Origin of the sequence: Chryseobacterium sp. (assembly GCF_029240215.1) — a bacterium.
GTDB lineage: Bacteria > Bacteroidota > Bacteroidia > Flavobacteriales > Weeksellaceae > Chryseobacterium.
The window spans coordinates 21,321-39,423 of sequence record NZ_JARBTK010000009.1; the positions used below are offsets into that span (position 1 = coordinate 21,321).

Annotated in this window: 18 protein-coding genes; 9 read left to right on the top strand and 9 right to left on the bottom strand. The window is 34.5% G+C overall.

Annotated features, from left to right (window positions below; all coding sequences use genetic code 11):
* Positions 1 to 344: 344 nt before the first annotated feature.
* Both K0R77_RS15335 and K0R77_RS15340 read left to right on the top strand, forming a co-directional pair.
* Complete coding sequence (locus tag K0R77_RS15335) at positions 345 to 866, top strand: NAD(P)H-dependent oxidoreductase (protein WP_300354253.1); 522 nt, start codon at positions 345 to 347, stop codon at positions 864 to 866.
* Positions 867 to 2,753 (top strand): monovalent cation:proton antiporter-2 (CPA2) family protein, encoded by a 1,887-nt coding sequence (locus tag K0R77_RS15340; RefSeq protein ID WP_300354256.1) that lies wholly within the window; start codon positions 867 to 869, stop codon positions 2,751 to 2,753.
* A 2-nt stretch (positions 2,754 to 2,755) separates the two neighbouring features.
* On the opposite strand, the gene K0R77_RS15345 is transcribed toward K0R77_RS15340, so the two are convergent.
* The gene (locus tag K0R77_RS15345; RefSeq protein ID WP_300354259.1) at positions 2,756 to 3,556 is read right to left on the bottom strand and encodes a head GIN domain-containing protein; all 801 of its coding nucleotides are present in this window, start codon (positions 3,554 to 3,556) and stop codon (positions 2,756 to 2,758) included.
* Positions 3,557 to 3,787: 231 nt separating this feature from the next.
* Here K0R77_RS15345 and K0R77_RS15350 point away from each other — a divergent pair, with 231 nt between their 5' ends.
* Both K0R77_RS15350 and K0R77_RS15355 read left to right on the top strand, forming a co-directional pair.
* A complete protein-coding gene (locus K0R77_RS15350; protein WP_300354264.1) occupies positions 3,788 to 5,929 on the top strand; it encodes a M3 family metallopeptidase in 2,142 nt (713 codons plus the stop codon).
* Between the two features lie 209 nt (positions 5,930 to 6,138).
* Positions 6,139 to 6,516, top strand: coding sequence for a YchJ family protein (locus tag K0R77_RS15355; protein WP_300354268.1), 378 nt, complete (start codon positions 6,139 to 6,141; stop codon positions 6,514 to 6,516).
* 71 nt (positions 6,517 to 6,587) lie between these two features.
* Here K0R77_RS15355 and K0R77_RS15360 read toward each other — a convergent pair whose 3' ends face one another.
* Positions 6,588 to 7,088 carry a peptidylprolyl isomerase gene (locus K0R77_RS15360; RefSeq protein WP_300354270.1) on the bottom strand — a complete coding sequence of 167 codons (501 nt, stop codon included), beginning with the start codon at positions 7,086 to 7,088 and terminating at the stop codon, positions 6,588 to 6,590.
* Positions 7,089 to 7,200: 112 nt separating this feature from the next.
* Positions 7,201 to 7,449: a VF530 family protein gene (locus K0R77_RS15365; RefSeq protein ID WP_300354272.1), complete on the bottom strand. Its 249-nt coding sequence runs from the start codon at positions 7,447 to 7,449 to the stop codon at positions 7,201 to 7,203.
* A gap of 44 nt (positions 7,450 to 7,493) precedes the next feature.
* On the opposite strand from K0R77_RS15365, the gene K0R77_RS15370 reads away from it, so the two are divergent.
* Positions 7,494 to 7,718, top strand: coding sequence for a hypothetical protein (locus tag K0R77_RS15370; protein WP_300354274.1), 225 nt, complete (start codon positions 7,494 to 7,496; stop codon positions 7,716 to 7,718).
* Positions 7,719 to 7,875: 157 nt separating this feature from the next.
* Here K0R77_RS15370 and K0R77_RS15375 read toward each other — a convergent pair whose 3' ends face one another.
* Entirely contained in the window at positions 7,876 to 8,724 is an 849-nt protein-coding gene (locus K0R77_RS15375; protein ID WP_300354276.1) for a hypothetical protein, read from the bottom strand.
* An 83-nt stretch (positions 8,725 to 8,807) separates the two neighbouring features.
* Here K0R77_RS15375 and K0R77_RS15380 point away from each other — a divergent pair, with 83 nt between their 5' ends.
* Together K0R77_RS15380 and K0R77_RS15385 are read left to right on the top strand one after the other, a co-directional pair.
* Positions 8,808 to 10,013 carry an exonuclease subunit SbcD gene (locus K0R77_RS15380; RefSeq protein WP_300354279.1) on the top strand — a complete coding sequence of 402 codons (1,206 nt, stop codon included), beginning with the start codon at positions 8,808 to 8,810 and terminating at the stop codon, positions 10,011 to 10,013.
* 6 nt (positions 10,014 to 10,019) lie between these two features.
* Positions 10,020 to 13,058, top strand: coding sequence for an SbcC/MukB-like Walker B domain-containing protein (locus K0R77_RS15385; RefSeq protein ID WP_300354282.1), 3,039 nt, complete (start codon positions 10,020 to 10,022; stop codon positions 13,056 to 13,058).
* A gap of 38 nt (positions 13,059 to 13,096) precedes the next feature.
* Here the strand turns inward: K0R77_RS15385 and K0R77_RS15390 are convergent, their stop codons facing one another.
* The 5 genes from K0R77_RS15390 to K0R77_RS15410 all read right to left on the bottom strand — a co-directional run bounded on the left by K0R77_RS15390 (position 13,097) and on the right by K0R77_RS15410 (position 16,777).
* The gene (locus tag K0R77_RS15390) at positions 13,097 to 13,531 is read right to left on the bottom strand and encodes a lipocalin family protein (protein ID WP_300354285.1); all 435 of its coding nucleotides are present in this window, start codon (positions 13,529 to 13,531) and stop codon (positions 13,097 to 13,099) included.
* 85 nt (positions 13,532 to 13,616) lie between these two features.
* On the bottom strand, positions 13,617 to 14,636 hold the full coding sequence (locus K0R77_RS15395) for an LLM class flavin-dependent oxidoreductase (protein ID WP_300354288.1): 1,020 nt from the start codon (positions 14,634 to 14,636) through the stop codon (positions 13,617 to 13,619).
* A gap of 324 nt (positions 14,637 to 14,960) precedes the next feature.
* Positions 14,961 to 15,758, bottom strand: a complete 798-nt coding sequence (locus tag K0R77_RS15400; RefSeq protein WP_300354291.1) for a YgcG family protein — start codon at positions 15,756 to 15,758, stop codon at positions 14,961 to 14,963.
* Entirely contained in the window at positions 15,739 to 16,167 is a 429-nt protein-coding gene (locus K0R77_RS15405) for a TPM domain-containing protein (protein WP_300354294.1), read from the bottom strand. Before K0R77_RS15405 ends, K0R77_RS15400 begins: the two co-directional genes overlap by 20 nt.
* A 1-nt stretch (position 16,168) precedes the next feature.
* Positions 16,169 to 16,777 (bottom strand): LemA family protein, encoded by a 609-nt coding sequence (locus K0R77_RS15410; protein ID WP_300354297.1) that lies wholly within the window; start codon positions 16,775 to 16,777, stop codon positions 16,169 to 16,171.
* A 142-nt stretch (positions 16,778 to 16,919) separates the two neighbouring features.
* On the opposite strand from K0R77_RS15410, the gene K0R77_RS15415 reads away from it, so the two are divergent.
* Both K0R77_RS15415 and K0R77_RS15420 read left to right on the top strand, forming a co-directional pair.
* Positions 16,920 to 17,414, top strand: a complete 495-nt coding sequence (locus tag K0R77_RS15415; protein WP_300354299.1) for a dihydrofolate reductase — start codon at positions 16,920 to 16,922, stop codon at positions 17,412 to 17,414.
* A gap of 75 nt (positions 17,415 to 17,489) precedes the next feature.
* Positions 17,490 to 18,056 (top strand): DUF2892 domain-containing protein, encoded by a 567-nt coding sequence (locus tag K0R77_RS15420; protein WP_300354302.1) that lies wholly within the window; start codon positions 17,490 to 17,492, stop codon positions 18,054 to 18,056.
* Positions 18,057 to 18,103: the final 47 nt, after the last annotated feature.

The window sequence follows — 18,103 nt, forward strand, 5'->3', positions numbered from 1 at the left end:
TAATTTAACCATTAAAATTTAAAATGATTCGATAGTTCAACAAGTTCCTAATGTAGATTAGCATAATATGCTAGTACTAACTGTTTTGACGCTCGCTTCGCTCGCGCCATTTAATTATCTTTAAAAACTAGTTCTTAATATTCTAACCTTTTCATTAAAATCTTAATGGCTAAAATGATTTGTTAGTTCTTGCTTATTTTTTTATTTAAAACTCTAAAAATGTGATGCTTCTTTGTCTTATTTTAACATAAAATCCAATTTTGGATATTGAAAAGTTAATAAAACCGCCTTAAAAACGTTTTTAATTTAATATTTTTTCATTATATTTACTGAAAACAGGTTTTATGAAGAAAACGCTGGTAGTTTTTGCGCATCCTTATCTGGAACACTCAAACTCAAATGTAGAATTGATTAACTTCTACGTCAGGCATCAGCATTTTACTTTACGCGACCTTTACGAAGAATATCCGGATTTTCACATTGCTGCTTTTCGTGAACGAAAACGCTTAAAAAATTACGATCGTTTTATTTTTCAGTTTCCTATTATCTGGTTCGGAATGCCACCTTTGTTAAGGCTTTGGATTGACGAAGTTTTTGACAGAAGCTGGCTCGAAGAAGGAGTAGAAAATCCTCTGGAAGGAAAAGAAATTTACATCGTAGTAACGACCGGCGGAAAAGAAAGATCTTTCAGCAAAGAAGGAACTTATCAATACACGATTGACGAGTTAATCAGCGGACTGATTGTCTCGTTAAAAGTTTTTAAAGCCAATATCAAAGACATGATTATCGTTTATGAAGCCAACAAACTTTCAAAAAAAGAAATTATTTTACATAAACAAAAATTTGCAAAACTGTTAGATCAATAAATGGAATCAACTTTAGCCATGAATACTCTACTCTTTCTGGGCGTTGCCATCATCATGGTTCCGTTGGCGAGAAAATTGGGTTTAAGTTCAGTCATTGGTTATATTTTAGGAGGAATTATTATCGGTCCTTATGTTCTGAAACTGACAGGAAAAGATGTTGACGACATTATGCACGCCAGCGAATTCGGAGTCATTATGCTTCTGTTTTTGGTCGGTTTAGAATTGGAACCCAGAAAGTTCTGGGAAATGCGGAAGAAAATTCTTGGTCTCGGAATGACTCAAATGGTCTTAACGATTTCATTACTATTCTTAATATTCATTTCAGTTGGATGGAAAACTGATAAAGCATTTGCCATTGCGATGTGTTTTGCGCTTTCATCAACAGCGATTGTTCTTCAGACTTTACAGGAAAAAAATAGCTTTAAAACGATCTCTGGTGAAGCATCATTCTCCACTCTTTTGTTTCAGGATATTGCAGTGATTCCGATTTTGGCGGTCTTGCCATTGCTTGCCCATTCCAAAGCAAAGCACAATGAAAATGAAGTTCAGGTTTTAATTCAAAAACTTCCCGAATGGTTGCAAGCCGGAACCGTAATCATGGGTGTTGTGATATTAATTCTATTGGGAAGGTATGTTTTCGTTCCTTTTTTAAGATATGTTTCAAAAGCCGGTATGACTGAATTACTGACCGCTTCTTCGCTATTTCTGGTTATCGGAGTTTCAGAACTGATGGTTTCAATCGGGCTTTCTCCTGCATTGGGAGCCTTTCTGGCAGGTGTCATGTTGGCAAACAGTGAGTTTAGACATGAGTTGGAAGCACAAATCGATCCTTTCAAAGGATTACTTTTAGCGGTATTTTTTGTCAGTGTAGGTTCTACAATGAATTTTAATGTAATCGCAGAAGATCCTTTATTCATATTCTCAACTGTTTTTGCAGTTTTGATTGTGAAATTTACTGTTCTTTTTGCCATCGGTAAATTTTTCAAAATGGATAATCCTCAAAGCTTATTCTACGCATTTGCGCTTTCGCAGGTTGGGGAATTTGCTTTTGTGCTGATCAATTATGGTTCAGATCTTTATCTTTTTGGAGAAGAATTAAATGCGCAAATGATGGCTGTTACAGCGATTACTATGTGCATCACTCCATTTTTATTAATTATTAATGATAAACTGATCACCCCAAAATTTCTTCGTGGTATTCCCGAGGAACAAAGTGATTTTAATATTCTCGAAAACAATATCACTCAAAAGAAAATTATCATTGTGGGTTTTGGTCATTTTGGAAGCACCGTAGGACGTTTATTAAAAGCAAATAAAATTAAAGCTACTGTTCTTGACAGAGATTCTGACCGTGTTAAATTATTACGTGGTTATGGTTTTAAAGTCTATTACGGAGATGCTACAAGACTCCCTGTTTTGAGAGCGGCCGGAATTGAAGATGCTGAAATTCTGATACTATGTCTCGATAATTCCGGAGATAATAAATTTATTGCAGAATTGGTAAGCGAGCATTATCCTGATGTAAAAATATTCGTAAGAGCAAAAAACAGGATTGACGCTTATTCTTATTTAAACAACGGAATCGACAATATTTACCGTGAAACTTTGGGAACTGCAGTAGATATGGCAGTTGATGTTCTCCACGAAACCGGAATGCGCAAATATGCCGCAAGACGTCTCGGACAAAGATTTATGGCAATTGATAAGGCTTCCATCAGAAAATTGGCGAAAGCTGACAATGATGATGAAATCCGTCTGTTTACCACAAAAGAACTCCTCCAGAGAGAGGAGGAGTTATTGGCTTATGATAATCTCAATTTTGATGGTAAAAACTGGGAAGGTTCTTCATCATCTGCCGAGGAGGACGATGATGAGAATAAAGATTAATTTTATTGAATATTTACACTTCCGCCGCTGCTTTCTTCTTTTTTCACGGTAGTTACGTTTCCTTTTTTATATACATTCACACTCCCTCCTGAAGAAGCTTCTGCATCAATCGTAGAACTTGCGCTCACTTCTAAGCTTGCACCGCTGGATGCTTCCGCTCTAAGATTTTCTACAATGACATTTTTCCCACTCATACTGCTTCCTGACGATGAGCTTATCTCTGCATTTTTAGATTTACCGGAAATTGAAATACTTGCTGCCGAAGATGCGTCAACATCCAGATCTACAGCCCAGATTTTGCCGTCAAAACTACTGCTGCTGTCAGCAGAAATTTCAAGATCATTTGCTTCAAGATTGCCTGTGATGCTTGCAGCGCTTGAAGCCTCAACATCGGTTTTTTCTTGGGTAAATTTATCTTTTACATTGATACTTGCTGCAGAATTGGCAATCAGTTTCACAAAATCTTTAGCATAAATTTTCGCAGTCACATTATTCGTATTCATTACACGAAATCCTGTTTTGTAATGAATATGAATTTTTCCGTTTCTCCTTTCTACCAAAACCTCATCTATAATATTAGCCGGTGCAGAGATAACTACTTTTTCTACATCAGATTTGATAATTTCAGCTTCAATTGCCTGAGAAACTTCAATTTCGTCAAAATCTCCGCTGAATTCTTTTTGTTTTAAAGGTCCGTGATCTTTATTGGTGACATCAGGAAGCCATTTTGATTTTTCAGATTTTTCGTTGCATGCAGAAAGAACAATCAGTCCGGAAAAAAGTAAAATTGTAGGATATTTCATGGTTGGTTTTAATGAATTTTGTTTGTATTAATAATAACAACTAAAATATAAAAAATATTACATAGTTATTTACAGATTTTTTGATCTTTTTTGATTCCTAGATTTCAATTTAAATAAATCAGCAAAATCAGACTAATTTTAATAATTATAACGATCAATATTTGGGAATACAAGTCGCAATAAATTTATCAATTACTTTTAATATCTTTAGACTTTAATAATAATTCATCTATGAAAAACATTTCATCAGCATTATTAATTTCTGCTTTAGCATTCAATTACTCATGTACCACAATGAAAACAAACGACATAAGACAGGAAATTCCTGTTCCGGATTCTTCACTTTCGTCGAATCCTTTCATGAAAAAAAGTAAACTTCAGTACGAAGCTCCGGAATTTGATAAAATTAAAGACGAACATTTCAAACCTGCTTTTGAATTTGGCTTAAAACAGCACGATGCTGAAATCCTTAAAATTGCCAACAATTCCGAAGCAGCAACTTTTGAAAATACAATCGTGGCTTTAGAGAAAAGCGGTGAAATTTTGAAAAGAGCCGTAACGATATTCTCAAACCTGACAAGTGCAAATACAAACCCTACTTTACAGGCTTTAGATGAAGAATTTGCACCAATTTTTGCAGCACATTCTGACAAAATGTATTTGAATGAAAATTTATATAATAGAATAAAAGCGATTTCAGAAAACGGCTTAGATTCTGAAAGTAAAAGACTTCTTCAGTTTTATAAACAGAATTTTGAGATTGCCGGTTCCAATCTTTCTGCTGCTGATAAAGAAAAACTAAAGCAGTACAATCAGGAAATGGCCTCGCTTTCTACTCAATATTCAAATAAATTATTGGAGGCGAGAAAAGAAGGCGGAATAATCATCGACGATGTAAAAGAATTAGACGGACTTTCTGCTGACGAAATTGCGGCAGCTGCAGCCGACGCTAAAACTGCAGGAAAAGAAGGAAAATATCTTTTAGCTCTTCAGAATACTACACAACAACCCGTTTTACAAAACCTTACGAACAGAGCAACCCGCGAAAAAGTTTTCAAAGCTTCATGGATGAGAGCCGAAAAAGGCGGAAACAGTGACACCAGAGAAACGATTGAAAAACTGGCAAATTTAAGACTGAAAAAAGCTCAGATTTTAGGCAAAAAAAGCTTCGCAGAATGGAAACTGCAGGATCAGATGGCAAAAACCCCTGATGCAGCGGTAAAATTGATGAATCAATTGGCAACTCCTGCCGTAGAAACTGCAAAACGCGAAGCAAAAGACATTCAGGATTTGATCGATCAGCAAAAAGGTGGTTTTAAATTAGAACCGTGGGACTGGAATTTTTACGCAGAACAGGTAAGAAAAGCGAAATTTGATTTAGATGAAAACCAAATCAAGCCTTATTTTGAAATCACAACCGTTCTGGAAAAAGGAGTTTTCTTCGCAGCTGAAAAATTTTACGGACTGACCTTTAAAAAAAGAACCGATCTTCCTGTTTATCATCCCGATGTCGTAACCTACGAAGTTTTCGATCACGATGGAAAATCTTTAGCAATCTATTATCTTGATTTCTATACAAGAGATTCTAAAAACGGCGGCGCATGGATGAGCAATTTCGTAGAACAGTCTTATCTTTTAGGAACAAAACCTGTCATTGTGAACTGTTACAATTATCAAAAACCGGCTCCGGGGAAACCTTCATTGATCAGTTATGATGATGTGACTACGATTTTCCATGAGTTTGGTCACTCTATCCATGGAATGTTTGCCAGTCAGAAATATCCTTCCCTTTCAGGAACCAATGTTCCGAGAGATTTTGTAGAATTTCCTTCGCAAATTAATGAACATTGGGCTTTAGATCCTGTTGTTCTTAAAAATTATGCGATTCATTACGAAACAAAACAGCCAATTCCGCAGGCTTTGGTTGATAAGATTAAAAATGCTGCGACTTTTAATCAAGGTTATATGACTACTGAATTGGTTTCTGCGGCTGCTTTGGATATGGATTGGCATTCTGTGACGAACGAAGGACAATTGCTTCCGGTTTTAGATTTTGAAAAACAATCTTTAAATAATCATGGATTTACTTTATCAACCGTTCCGCCAAGATACCATACTCCATATTTCGCACACATTTGGGGCGGAGGTTATTCGGCGGGATATTACGCGTATTTATGGTCTGAAACTTTAGACAGCGATGCCTGGGAATGGATTTCAAAAAATGGCGGATTGACCAGAAAAAATGGTGACCGTTTCAGAAAATTCATTCTCTCTGTTGGTAATTCTGTTGATTTGAATCAGGCATTCAGAGATTTCACAGGACATGATCCTGATATTAAACCTTTATTGAGAAACAGAGGTTTTATTAAATAAATTTTAAAAGCATTCATTGATTTGGATGCTTTTTTATTTAAACACAAATGATAAAATGACACGATTTTAGGCTAATACAGATTTGGAGAATAAGCAGATATCCCTTTCCATTTAATCAGCGTTATCTGTAAAATCAGCGAGAGATCTAGCTTTGTGATATTCGTGCAAAAATATTCGTGTAAATTTGTGTTTAAATAAAATCTAAAGAAATGAACTGCCCCTGCTGCTCCGGAAAATCCTATGAAGAATGTTGCAAACCTTATCACACAGGAGAAAAATATGCTCCGAACGCAGAAGCTTTGATGCGATCCAGATTTTCTGCATTTGCTATTCCCAACGGAGAATATTTAATGGAAACCACGCTTCCCGGAAAAAGAAAGCTTCACCATAAAGAAGATTTGCAGGAATGGGGAGAAATTAATCAATGGACAAAACTGGAAATAGTAAAAACGCCTGCTTTAAATCAGGTAGAATTTAAAGCTTATTATACGGATGAAAACGGCAAATCACAGATTCATCATGAGTTTTCAATCTTCCAGAAAATGCACGAACGATGGTACTACGTTTCCGGAGAATTTTTAGATTAACTAAATACCTCATTCATTGACTTCAAAAAAAATGTCCGATTTTCATCGGACATTCATATAGTTTATAATGCTTAGTGAGCTTCGTCTCCGTCAACTCCATGAGCGTGACCGTGAGCCAACTCTTCTTCAGTCGCAGGACGTGTATTTAAAATTTCAACCTGAAAATCCAAAACTTTCCCAGCCATTGGATGGTTAAGGTCTGCTATTACAACTTCAGGGGTAACTTCTACCACAAATGCCTGGAAATTATTTCCCTGATCATCAGATAATGGTAAAATAGCTCCTACCGGTGGAATTCCAGCTTCACCAAACATATCGATTGGCAATTGGGCAATAGCATCTTCCTGCTTTTCACCGTACGCTTCTTCCGGCTGAATTACAAAAGCAGCTTTATCACCAGCTGTCAAACCTAAGATATTTTGTTCAAATTTAGGAATCATCATTCCAACTCCATATAAAAATGTAAGCGGATTTTCTGCAGTCGTTTCTTCAACAAGAACTTTACTTCCATCCTCTTCAATAGTGTGAAGTATGTAGCTCACCGCTACAACGTGATTGTGATCAATTGTCATAATTTTTCTTTTTTTCGTGAGATTTTTCACGATTAACGGCGCAAATATACTGCTTTTGAAATCATTGAATGCCGAAAACGTATTAAAAGAAGATTATTAAACATCCAATATACTATCCTTTTTTTGCTTCTTCTTTCTTTTTCTGTCTCAGAACGTAGAGATACAAACTCTCTACTTTTGCTCTTGCCCAATCAGTTTTTCGTAAAAACTTCAGTGAGGAATTGATACTAGGATTGTCTGTAAAACATTTGATATTGATCTGTTTTCCCAATTCCTCAAAGCCCTGATAATATTCTACCAGTTCCTCAAGAATGGCATCAAGTCTTTTTCCGTGGAGTGGGTCTTTTGATTTTTCTTCCATAACGCAGTAAAATTAAAATATTTTATCCGACTTAACGACTAAAATTGTTTAGACTCTTAATCTTTAGTATTTTTGATGAAGATATTCTTATCAATAAAAATCACTCATTACAAAAAGATATGAGCAAAAACAACGAAGCGAACAGAAAAAAGAATAAAAATAAAATCGATCAGAAAAAACGTAAAATTCAAACTGCGGAAGCAGAAAGAAAAGCACGTTTAAAGCAAATTCGGGAAGATTTTAAAGCAAAAGAAGCCAATGATAGTTAATCATATTCTTTGAAACAAAAAACTGCATTTAGTTACAAACAGCTTGCTTTACTTAAATGTCATTTGCATTTGATTACAAACAGGGTTGTTTTAAACAAGAGTAATTTGCAGTTGATTACAAACATTGTTGTTTGAAGAAATTAAAAATTCAGGAAAACTATTCTGACTTTTCCTTCAATTTTTCTGCCTTTCCTTTTTGAATGTTCTCTGCCATATTTTTAAAATTCTCACTTTTCATAATGATAAGATTATGATTAGGATTCCAAATACTAGTAAATTTTTTAGAGACCGTAATATAGCTTTCCCAATTTGTAAATTTCTGATAAAGCATCAAGGTACAAATATCTGTCGGCGTCATGGTCTGCCAATTTTCAATCACATGAGAATGCACTCCACTTACGGTTTTTCCAACTTTATCATCATTGATATTTTGGGCAATCATACTGTTATGAAGTCTTTCAACATTTTTTACTTCATTTTTATTATTAAAAGTAATCAAATAATCATTTCCAAAAATAATCACGTTATCTACAGAAGGTCCGGTCAAAACATAGACTTTCTTTACTTTGTTCCTGATAATGGGAACAATATTAAAATTAGTGTTCTTATATGATTTGAAGATCGTATCATTTTTTATCCTCGCTAAAGCATTTTGTCTGATTGTAAAATACTCAATTTCTAGAGATGTAAAATCTCTTTCCTTCATATCTAGTTTTGCATCTTTCGGATTATAGTTTGTGGGAAAAGCAATGGTTGCCAAAACTTTATTCTCCTTCGAAAAGAAGATACATTTGGGAACAGATTCATCAATGTAGGAGAAATATCCACTTACATTTTCCATTTTAGCATAATTTTCTCTGAAGATATCCGTACCGTACCAACTTGCCATCTCGCTTCGGTACAAGGCAATTCCTTCTTCATTAATTTCTTTTGAAATTTTTTCGAGATTTTGAGCATTAAAAAATGTAACAAACAAAACAAGAAACAGAGTGAAAATACATTTCATAAGATTAGTTTTTTTCAAAAGTAGGAAATAACATTTTCTTTCAGAAATTTCACATTAGGTTTTTAGTTTCTTAAATTTGAAATATGAAAATTCTGCACACCGCCGATTGGCATTTGGGTAAGCGACTTGACCGTTTTTCACGCTTGGAAGAACAAGTGTTGGTTTTAAACGAAATTGTTGAAATTGCCGATGAACAAAACGTTGATCTGGTTTTGATTGCCGGAGATTTATTTGACAATTTTAATCCGAGTGTTGAGGCGACAGAACTTTTTTACAAAACATTAAAACGTCTATCATTAAACGGAAAACGTCCTGTCATTGCCATTTCAGGAAATCACGATTCACCTAATCTGATCGATGCACCAGATCCGTTGGCTAGAGAATGCGGTATTATATTAATCGGTCATCCAAAAGCGAATATTGCTCCTTTTGCACTTGAACATTTTAAGATTTCAAATTCTATTCATGGTTTTGTTGAATTAGAATTAAAAAGTCAAAATTTCCCTATTAGAATTTTACACACACCTTATGCAAATGAAATTCGTTTAAAAGAATATTTCGGAGAGAACAAAGAAGAAGAACTCAACAAAGTTTTAGCAGAAAATTGGGCAGCAATCGCCAATGAATTCTGTGATGAAAACGGAGTCAATATTTTAATGGCACATTTATATATCAACAAAAAAGGAGCGCCGATTCTTGAAGAACCCGAAGGCGAAAAACCGATCAAAATTGGTAACGCAGACCTTATTTATTCTGATATTATTCCTTCGCAGATTCAATATACTGCTTTGGGACATTTACACGGTTTTCAGAATATCGGAACTCTGGAAAAACCTGTTGTTTATTCGTCTTCGCCACTTTGCTATAGTTTCAGCGAAGCCGGACAGACAAAATATGTTTCTATCATTGAAGCTAAACCCAATAAAGAAGTTTCATTTGAGAAATTGGCTTTAAAAAACGGAAAAAAACTGGTGAGAAAAACTTTTGATTCAGTGGAAAAAACTGTTGAATGGTTAACTGAAAATCCAAATACTTTGGTCGAGCTCACTTTAGAAAGCGAAACATTTTTAAAAGCCGAAGAAAGAAAACAGATTTACCAATCTCACGACGGAATTGTGCATCTGATTCCAAAGATTAAAAGTCAGGAATTTAATGAAAATCAATTGCAGGAGATTAATCTCAATCAGGATATTCAGTTTTTGTTTAAAGATTATTTTAAATCTAAAAACGGTGGTCAGGAAGCCAATGAAGAACTCATCAATTTGTTTAACGAATTTTTAAACCCTTAAATTAAAATGATTCCAATTCAATTAACCATCGAGGGTTTATATTCTTATCAGGAACGTCAGACGATCGATTTTAAAAATCTGACGGAAGCCGGATTATTTGGAATTTTCGGGTCTGTCGGTTCGGGAAAATCATCAATTTTGGAGGCGATTTCGTTCGCTCTTTACGGCGAAACAGAACGTTTGAATATGCGCGACAAAAGAGCATATAATATGATGAATCTGAAATCAAATTCTTCTTATATCCAGTTTGATTTCATCAATCATGAAAACAAAATCTTCCGTGCAACGCGTGATTTTAAAAGAAATTCTAAAAAATTTGATGATGTAAAGCCTTCTTCAGTTACTTTTTACGAAAAAATAAATGACAAATGGATTCCTTTGGATCATTCAGATTCAGAAAAAATCATTGGTCTCAGTTATGCGAATTTCAAGCGCACGATCATCATTCCACAAGGTCAGTTCAAAGAATTTCTTGAGCTTGGAGCGACTGAAAGAACGAATATGATGAAAGAAATTTTTAATCTTCAGCGATTTGATCTTCAGAATAATGTTTCGGTTTTAAATGCCAAAAACAGATCAGAACTTGATCAGTTGGAAGGTCAGCTGAAAGGTTTTGAAGAAGTGAACGAAGAACAGATTTCTGCCCAAAAAGGAACTTTACAGCTTGAAAATCAAAAACTGGAAATGATACAGATTCAGTTTAAACAAATTGGAGAAAAATATCAGCAACTCAAAAATTTAAAGGAAGATTTTGAACTTTTAAAGAAGAAAAAAGAAGATTTCGAAAAACTTTCCGTTGAAAAAACTGAAATTGACATTTTAGAAAGAAAAATTGAATTATTTGATCAGGTTTTCCGTACTTTTAATCCTTTAATTACTGAGAAAAATAAGCTCCAAACAGAAATTGAATCTCATCAAAAAGCCAGAGAAAATCAGACTAAAATTTTATTGGAAACGGAGACTCAATTTAAATCTTTAACGGAAAAACTTTCAGCAATTTTACCAAAATTTCAAGCTTTGGATCAATCAAAAGTTCAGCAAGATGATTTGAATTTGATATTACAAATGCTAAATTTTTCTGATGAAATTGAAATTCTGAAAGACAGAACCAAAAAAGGTTCGGAAAAAGTACAGGAAGTTGAAGCCAATAATAAGCTGATTGAAAAAAAGCTTACCGAGCTTGCAAAAGAAACAGAAGTTTTAAAGCCTAAAAAATTAGATGCAACTTTAATAATTAATGTCGGAAATTGGTTTTTAGAAAAGAAAAATCTGACGGAATCTTTTCAAAAACAAACCGAAAAAACGAATCAAAAGAAGACTGAAATTGAAAAAATTTCAACCGTATTAAAACCTTTTGAAATCAATACTGAAAGTTTTAAAAATGATTTTAAAACTCAAATCGATGCTTTAGAAATTCAGAAAAAAGAGCTTTCGGAAAAGCAAAAACATCTGGAAATCCAGCAAAAGTTGTCGCATTTTGCAAGTGAATTGCATGACGGAGAATCTTGTCCGCTTTGTGGATCGCTGGAACATCCGAATATTTTAGAATTTGATGATGTGAATTTTGAACTGAATGAATTGCAAAAACAAATTGAAAATCTTGAAAATCAAAAACAGGAAATTCAGAAAAAATCTTTAGAAATTGAGAAAATTTTCGAACGGAAAAACATTTTTGAAGAGCAATTGAAATCTGAAGAAGAAATTTTAAAGCAAATTCAGATCAACATTCAAAATCATGTACAAAATTTTATCTGGAAAGAATTTAATGCTGAAAACGAAGCCGAATTTGAACAAAAACGTCTGCAATCTTTTGAAATAGAAAAACAGATTGAGCAAATCAGTCAAAATATTTCCCAAGAACGAAAAAATCTTGAAAAAGAGCGTGAAACTCTTGATCATTACAACAAAGCTTTGGAAAAATTCAGATTAGATGAAGCGAAAAAAGCCGAACAAATCAAAACCAATGAATCAAATCTGAAAATTCTGGATTGGAAAGATTATCAGGAAAAGGCGATTATTGAAGTTGAAGAAAGCTTTCAAAAACTCGCACAGTCAAATCTTGAAACCGAGCAGAATTATCAGAATTTAATTAAAAAAGAAAAAGAACTTTCACCAAAACTTGCCGAACAAAAAACAATTGTCAGTCAACTCGAAAAAAGAATTTCAGAACTTGAAAAAGAAATTTCCGACAATGAAAATGTTATCAAACAATCTTTATCAGAACAAAATTTCACAGATTTGGTTGAGGTTCAAACTATTTTATCAGAAGAAATAAACGTTTATGAAGCGAGAAATAAAATCCAAAAATTCAGGATAGATTTTGAAACTCTGAAAAACGGAATTTCTGAACTTGAAACAAAACTCAAAGATTTTTCATTTGATGAAGAACATTTTTCAGCAGTTGAAAATCAGTTTAAAACAATAGAAAATGATGTGAAAATTGCAAACGATTCTGTCGTGAAAATCACTTCTGAAATTGAAAGACTGGAAAAAGAATTTAAGAAAAAAGAAAATCTTTTAATAAAATTATCCAAACTTCAGAAACGTGCAGACAATCTGAAAATAATGACCAATCTCTTTAAAGGGGCAGGCTTTGTACAGTATGTTTCGTCAATTTATCTTCGTCAATTGTGTGATCACGCAAACATCCGCTTCCACAGAATGACGAGAAATCAACTGAGTCTGCAGCTGAATGAAAACAATGATTTTGAAATCGTAGATTACCTCAACGAAGGACGAAGCCGAAGCGTAAAAACATTGTCCGGGGGACAGGCTTTTCAGGTTTCTCTGAGTCTGGCTTTGGCTTTAGCGGAAAGTGTTCAGGCGAATGCAAAATCTGAAAAAAACTTCTTTTTTATTGATGAAGGTTTCGGAACTCAGGATCTGGAATCAGTGAACGTCGTTTTTGAAACTTTAATGAGCCTTCAGAAAGAAAACAGAATTGTAGGAATTATTTCGCACGTTGAAGAACTGAAAGAGAAAATTCCTGTTTCCCTGAATATCATAAAAGAGGAAGAAAGAGGAAGTTTGATAGAGATCGTTTGATAAAAAATGCCCCTAAAAAGGGGCACAAATTTAAAAGATTATCTGTAAAAATACATCACCATTTTATCATTTACACCATCACCATTTTCGTCATTCTCATCAGCAACAATCTGAAGCTCATTTTGATTAAGCTGTAGAACGTCGGTTGTTGTACCATCAATCAAAATTTTCTTTGTTGCAGGATCATAATTGTAGCTTTCGGAAAAATTTCCGTCTTCTCCGCAGGTTCCGTCAGATTTTGTGTAAAATATTTTTGAATTTAAAATTCCGTTGGAGGTAAATTCGTAAGTGTTTTTTTTGTCGCAGTCATCGGGTAATTCTGTACTCAAAACAGCATTGTTTGTTCCACTGTAGATTACCGTTTTACTCTCTTTCCAGATTCCTACAATAGATATTTGATCTTCTGTTGCATCATCATTTGAGCAGGACATTAGTGCGAAAACGCCCAATGACATCATTAATAATTTTTTCATATTTGAATTTTTTAACGATGCAAATTTAATTTTTTTTTCTTTCTGTAGAAAAAAAATAGTATAATGTAGAAAAAAATCTACAAATTTAATTCAATAAGGTTTTTACTTGCTCTCCAAATAATTCGATAGACTTCATCATCACATCATGAGCCGGATCACCAACATCCATGTGACCGATAAATCTTGTAATCCCGAAAATTTCTTTCATGTAATTGATTTTATCGGCTACTTCATTTACATTTCCGATAAATAATGCGCCGTCTTTTCCTCTCCCTCCCTCATACTGCATTTTTGTGTACGGAGCCCATCCTCTTGATGATCCGATTCTGTCCATCTGAGATTTGTAATTATAAAAATATCCGTCAACAACTTCTTTTTCATCGCTTACAAAAGTATGAGAATGAATGGCAATCTGCATTTCAGATTCGTCATGCCCTGCTTTAAGGTATTCCTGCTTATAAAATTCAATTAAATTTTTAAACTGGATCGGCATTCCGCCGATGATCGCAACCACTAAAGGCATTCCCAATTTTGCAGCACTCAAAACCGACTGCGGAGTTCCGCCGACAGCTCTCCAAATAGGAAGTTTACCATTATTTTTTGCTCTCGGATAAACGGTTTGATTCTGCATCGGTGCACGCAGTTTCCCTGACCAAGAAACGTTTTCTTCGGAATTTATTTTTAATAATAATTCTAATTTTTCGTCAAATAGTTGTTCATAATCATTCAGAGAATAGCCATACAACGGAAATGATTCGATGAAACTGCCACGTCCAACGAAAACTTCAGCTCTTCCATCTGAGATAAGATCTAAAGTTGCAAAATCTTCATAGACTTTCACAGGCTCAGACGAACTTAGAACTGTTACTCCACTCGCCAGTTTTATATTTTTTGTGATACTTGCTGCTGCAGCCAAAACGATTTCGGGTGAAGAAACCGCATAATCGGGACGGTGATGTTCTCCCATTGCGAAGACATCAATTCCCACCTCATCCATCAGTTTTACCTGCTCAAGAATTTCACGGATTTTTATTCCAGCATCTTTATATTTTCCGGTTGTCTGGTCAAAAGCCAGATCGCCAAACATTCCTATTCCTAATTCCATATTGTTGATTTTTATAAGACAAAATTAGTATAATGATTGTTTAAAAACATTGATGAATGATAAGAAAGAAATGATGTTCTAATAAGAAAAAATTAACACATACTTTACCATTCCGTTAAATCTCAACAACGTATTAAAACTAAATTTAGATTCCTACGGAATGACAAGCGTTGTAGTAATTTATGCTGAATTAAAATAATGAAGATATGGGATTAAATAAAATTCTAATAACCAATACAATAAAAAATAAAGATAGAAACATTCCTAACAATTGGTTTGGTGATGATTATTGTTGTTTTTTTTCATTCATTATTTAATTAATTTTTACCATCCACCCGAAGCACCACCGCCGCCAAAACTTCCGCCACCGCCGAAGCCGCCAAAACCGCCACCGCTGCCTCCTGAACTTCCGCCTCCAAATCCGCCACCAAAACTTCCAGGGAAAGGGAAGAATCCACCGGGATAATTTCTGCGTCCTCTTCGGCTGAGAATCATGTCGCCATCATCGTCACCACCACCTCTGTTTCTAAAAAGAACAATAAGAATAAAAAAAATGACGAATCCGATGATGATTAATTTAGAAATACTGATATTTCCAGATTTTTTCTGATTGGCTAAAGGTTTAAATTTACCCTGAACCGCTTCCATGATTGCAGTTGTTCCACCGTTGATTCCTTCATACCATTTTCCCTGTTTGAATTTTGGAGTAACAATATAATCGAGAATCTGTCCGGCAACTGAGGCAGTTAAATATTGTTCGACAGCCCGCCCTTGCTGAATTGACATCGTTCTGTCTTCGGTTGCAATGAGAAAAACGACTCCGTTGTCAACATCTTTTTGTCCTATTCCCCATTTTTCACCAAACATTGTTGCAAGATAATTGATGTCTTCGCCTTTTGTGGAGGGAATAATGATGACTTCAATTTCCGTTGAGGTAGAATCTGCAAATTTGATGAGCTTGTTGTTGAGTTCATTTTTTTCCTGATTTGTAAGAAGGTTTCCTTCATCATATACAGGATATAAAACCGCTGGTTTTTCAGGAATAGTATATTGTGCTGATACGAAAGAGCATAAGCAGATAAGGAAAAATGAAAACAGTATTTTAAGAGAATGTAATCTCATTGGGAAGTTCGTTGTGGTTTTCTCCCGTTACAGGAAAATATTTTTTGAGTTCGAGGCCGGTTTCTAGAATAGCACTTTTTAAAGCTTTATAATGATTGCCTTTTGCGAATTCTGAAGTGATAAAATCGTGCAGGTGATCCCAATATGACTGATGCACTTTTGCATGAATCCCTGTGTCGCCGATAATGGTAAGATACTTCTGTTCAAAATTAACATGAAAAAGAACCGCATTTTTTTCGGCAGTTTTGTCCTTACAAAGTTTGTTGAATACTTTGAAAGCAGTCTCTGCATTATTACTATCAGTAGTAGAATCAATATGTACCCGGATCTCTCCGGTAGAATGATTTTCTGCCGACTGAATAGCTTCCACGAGGGAAGCTATTTGTTGATCTGTAAGAAACTTACTCATCTTATTCTGTGAAAACTTCCGGTGCTTTTTCTGCTCCTGCGGCTGCCTTGAAGTATGGTTTTTCTTTAAAGTTGGTGAAATTCGCCAAAATATTATTCGGGAATGTCTTGATTGAAGTATTATAATCTTGCGCAGCTCCGTTGTAATAAACAGTTTCTGTTCTGATGCTGTTTTCAATTGCGGTATATTCTCTCTGGAAATTGATATATTGCTGATCTGCTTTCAGATTAGGATAAGATTCTACAACTGCCATCAATCGGCTTAATGCTCCTGATAATTCTCCTTGTGCTGCCTGGAATTTAGCTAAATCAGCTTCGGTCATATTCGTAGGATCGATATTGATTGATGTGGCTTTTGAACGTGCTTCCACAACTTTGGTCAAAGTTTCCTGCTCAAATTTAGAATAAGATTTTACCGTTCTTTCGAGGTTAGGAATCAGGTTGGCTCGCTTTTGATAAACAGTTTCTACGTTTGACCATTTTGTATTTACATTCTGTTCTTTAGTGACAAAATTGTTGTAGCCACTTTTTCCCCAGAAGAATAATACCGCAACGATAATTAAAAGAGCAATACCGATAGTTCCGGCGCTCAGGCAACCTTTGTTTTTCATATGTGAGTTTTTAATTGTTTATTTTAATAGTTATTTGATTTATCTTTGAAAGAGTTTCGTTTGATTGTTTAATTTCTTTTTAAATTTTTTTGTGCTACCCAAATATACAAATTATGTGCTAATTTTGCAGAAAATTAATTGAATGACAACAATAGTGGTCGCGATGGGCGAGAAAAACGAAATTGGTGCTGATAACCAATTGCTTTGGCATCTTCCAAAAGATTTAAAACATTTTAAAGACCTTACATCGGGACATCCGATCATTATGGGAAGAAAAACTTATGAAAGTATAGGAAAACCTCTTCCAAACCGTACCAATATTGTGGTTTCAAGAAAAAAAGACTGGTTTGAAGAAGGTGTTTTGATTGTTGGAAGCATCAAAGAAGCCGTGAAGTTTGCAAAAAAAATTAACGAAAATATATTCATCATCGGCGGCGGAAATATCTATGAACAGACAATGGAAATCGCTGACAAACTTGAGGTTACCCTTGTGAAAGCTCAATTGGATGCCGATACATATTTTCCGAAAATCAGCACAAAGTTCTGGTCAAAAACAAGTGAGATATGTCATGAGAAGGACGAAAAAAACCAATATGATTTCTGTTTTCAGACCTATGAAAAAATAAAGACAGAATAGTTGTGATAATTCTGGCTTCTAACATCTAGCTTCTAACATCTAAATTCTTTATCTTTGCACTTCTAAATTTTAATAATGAATAAATACATAAAAATCGCAGTAGCAGCACTCCTTATTCTCGGAGGGCTTTATATGATGATTTTCACAAGAAACTTAGGGTGGGGAATTGTTATTTTTCTCTTATCTGCTTTACCCATTTTTCTGTTCTTTAAAAACGAAAATATCCTTTTGGCATTTTGGCAATTGAGAAAACAGGATATGGTAAAAGCTTCAAAATTTTTGAATAACATTACCGATTATAAATCTCAGCTTCATAAAAACCAATACGGTTATTATTATTATCTGCAAGGTTTGGTTTTGGCTCAGGATCATCCGACGAAAGTTGAGCCGTTAATGAAAAAAGCTTTGGAGTATGGTTTGAATATGAAGCACGACAGAGCAATGGCTACTTTAAATCTTGCTGCAGGAGCAATCTCAAAAGGAAGAAGGCAGGAAGGGCAAAGATTATTGGAAGAAGCTAAAAGATTAGACACTGCGGGAATGATGACCGATCAGATCAAAATGATGAAAGATCAGCTGAAAATGCCAACAATGCAGAAGCATATGCATAATCCTCATATGAGACAGAGAGGGAAATTTTAATCATATCAGATTTATATAAAAATAAAAATGCACCAAACAAATTGGTG

Coding starts and splice junctions, on each gene's coding strand:
- K0R77_RS15335 (WP_300354253.1), top strand. CDS start 345: ATGAAGAAAACGCTGGTAGTTTTTGCGCATCCTTATCTGGAACACTCA.
- K0R77_RS15340 (WP_300354256.1), top strand. CDS start 867: ATGGAATCAACTTTAGCCATGAATACTCTACTCTTTCTGGGCGTTGCC.
- K0R77_RS15345 (WP_300354259.1), bottom strand. CDS start 3,556: ATGAAATATCCTACAATTTTACTTTTTTCCGGACTGATTGTTCTTTCT.
- K0R77_RS15350 (WP_300354264.1), top strand. CDS start 3,788: ATGAAAAACATTTCATCAGCATTATTAATTTCTGCTTTAGCATTCAAT.
- K0R77_RS15355 (WP_300354268.1), top strand. CDS start 6,139: ATGAACTGCCCCTGCTGCTCCGGAAAATCCTATGAAGAATGTTGCAAA.
- K0R77_RS15360 (WP_300354270.1), bottom strand. CDS start 7,088: ATGACAATTGATCACAATCACGTTGTAGCGGTGAGCTACATACTTCAC.
- K0R77_RS15365 (WP_300354272.1), bottom strand. CDS start 7,449: ATGGAAGAAAAATCAAAAGACCCACTCCACGGAAAAAGACTTGATGCC.
- K0R77_RS15375 (WP_300354276.1), bottom strand. CDS start 8,724: ATGAAATGTATTTTCACTCTGTTTCTTGTTTTGTTTGTTACATTTTTT.
- K0R77_RS15380 (WP_300354279.1), top strand. CDS start 8,808: ATGAAAATTCTGCACACCGCCGATTGGCATTTGGGTAAGCGACTTGAC.
- K0R77_RS15385 (WP_300354282.1), top strand. CDS start 10,020: ATGATTCCAATTCAATTAACCATCGAGGGTTTATATTCTTATCAGGAA.
- K0R77_RS15390 (WP_300354285.1), bottom strand. CDS start 13,531: ATGAAAAAATTATTAATGATGTCATTGGGCGTTTTCGCACTAATGTCC.
- K0R77_RS15395 (WP_300354288.1), bottom strand. CDS start 14,636: ATGGAATTAGGAATAGGAATGTTTGGCGATCTGGCTTTTGACCAGACA.
- K0R77_RS15400 (WP_300354291.1), bottom strand. CDS start 15,758: ATGAGATTACATTCTCTTAAAATACTGTTTTCATTTTTCCTTATCTGC.
- K0R77_RS15405 (WP_300354294.1), bottom strand. CDS start 16,167: ATGAGTAAGTTTCTTACAGATCAACAAATAGCTTCCCTCGTGGAAGCT.
- K0R77_RS15410 (WP_300354297.1), bottom strand. CDS start 16,777: ATGAAAAACAAAGGTTGCCTGAGCGCCGGAACTATCGGTATTGCTCTT.
- K0R77_RS15415 (WP_300354299.1), top strand. CDS start 16,920: ATGACAACAATAGTGGTCGCGATGGGCGAGAAAAACGAAATTGGTGCT.
- K0R77_RS15420 (WP_300354302.1), top strand. CDS start 17,490: ATGAATAAATACATAAAAATCGCAGTAGCAGCACTCCTTATTCTCGGA.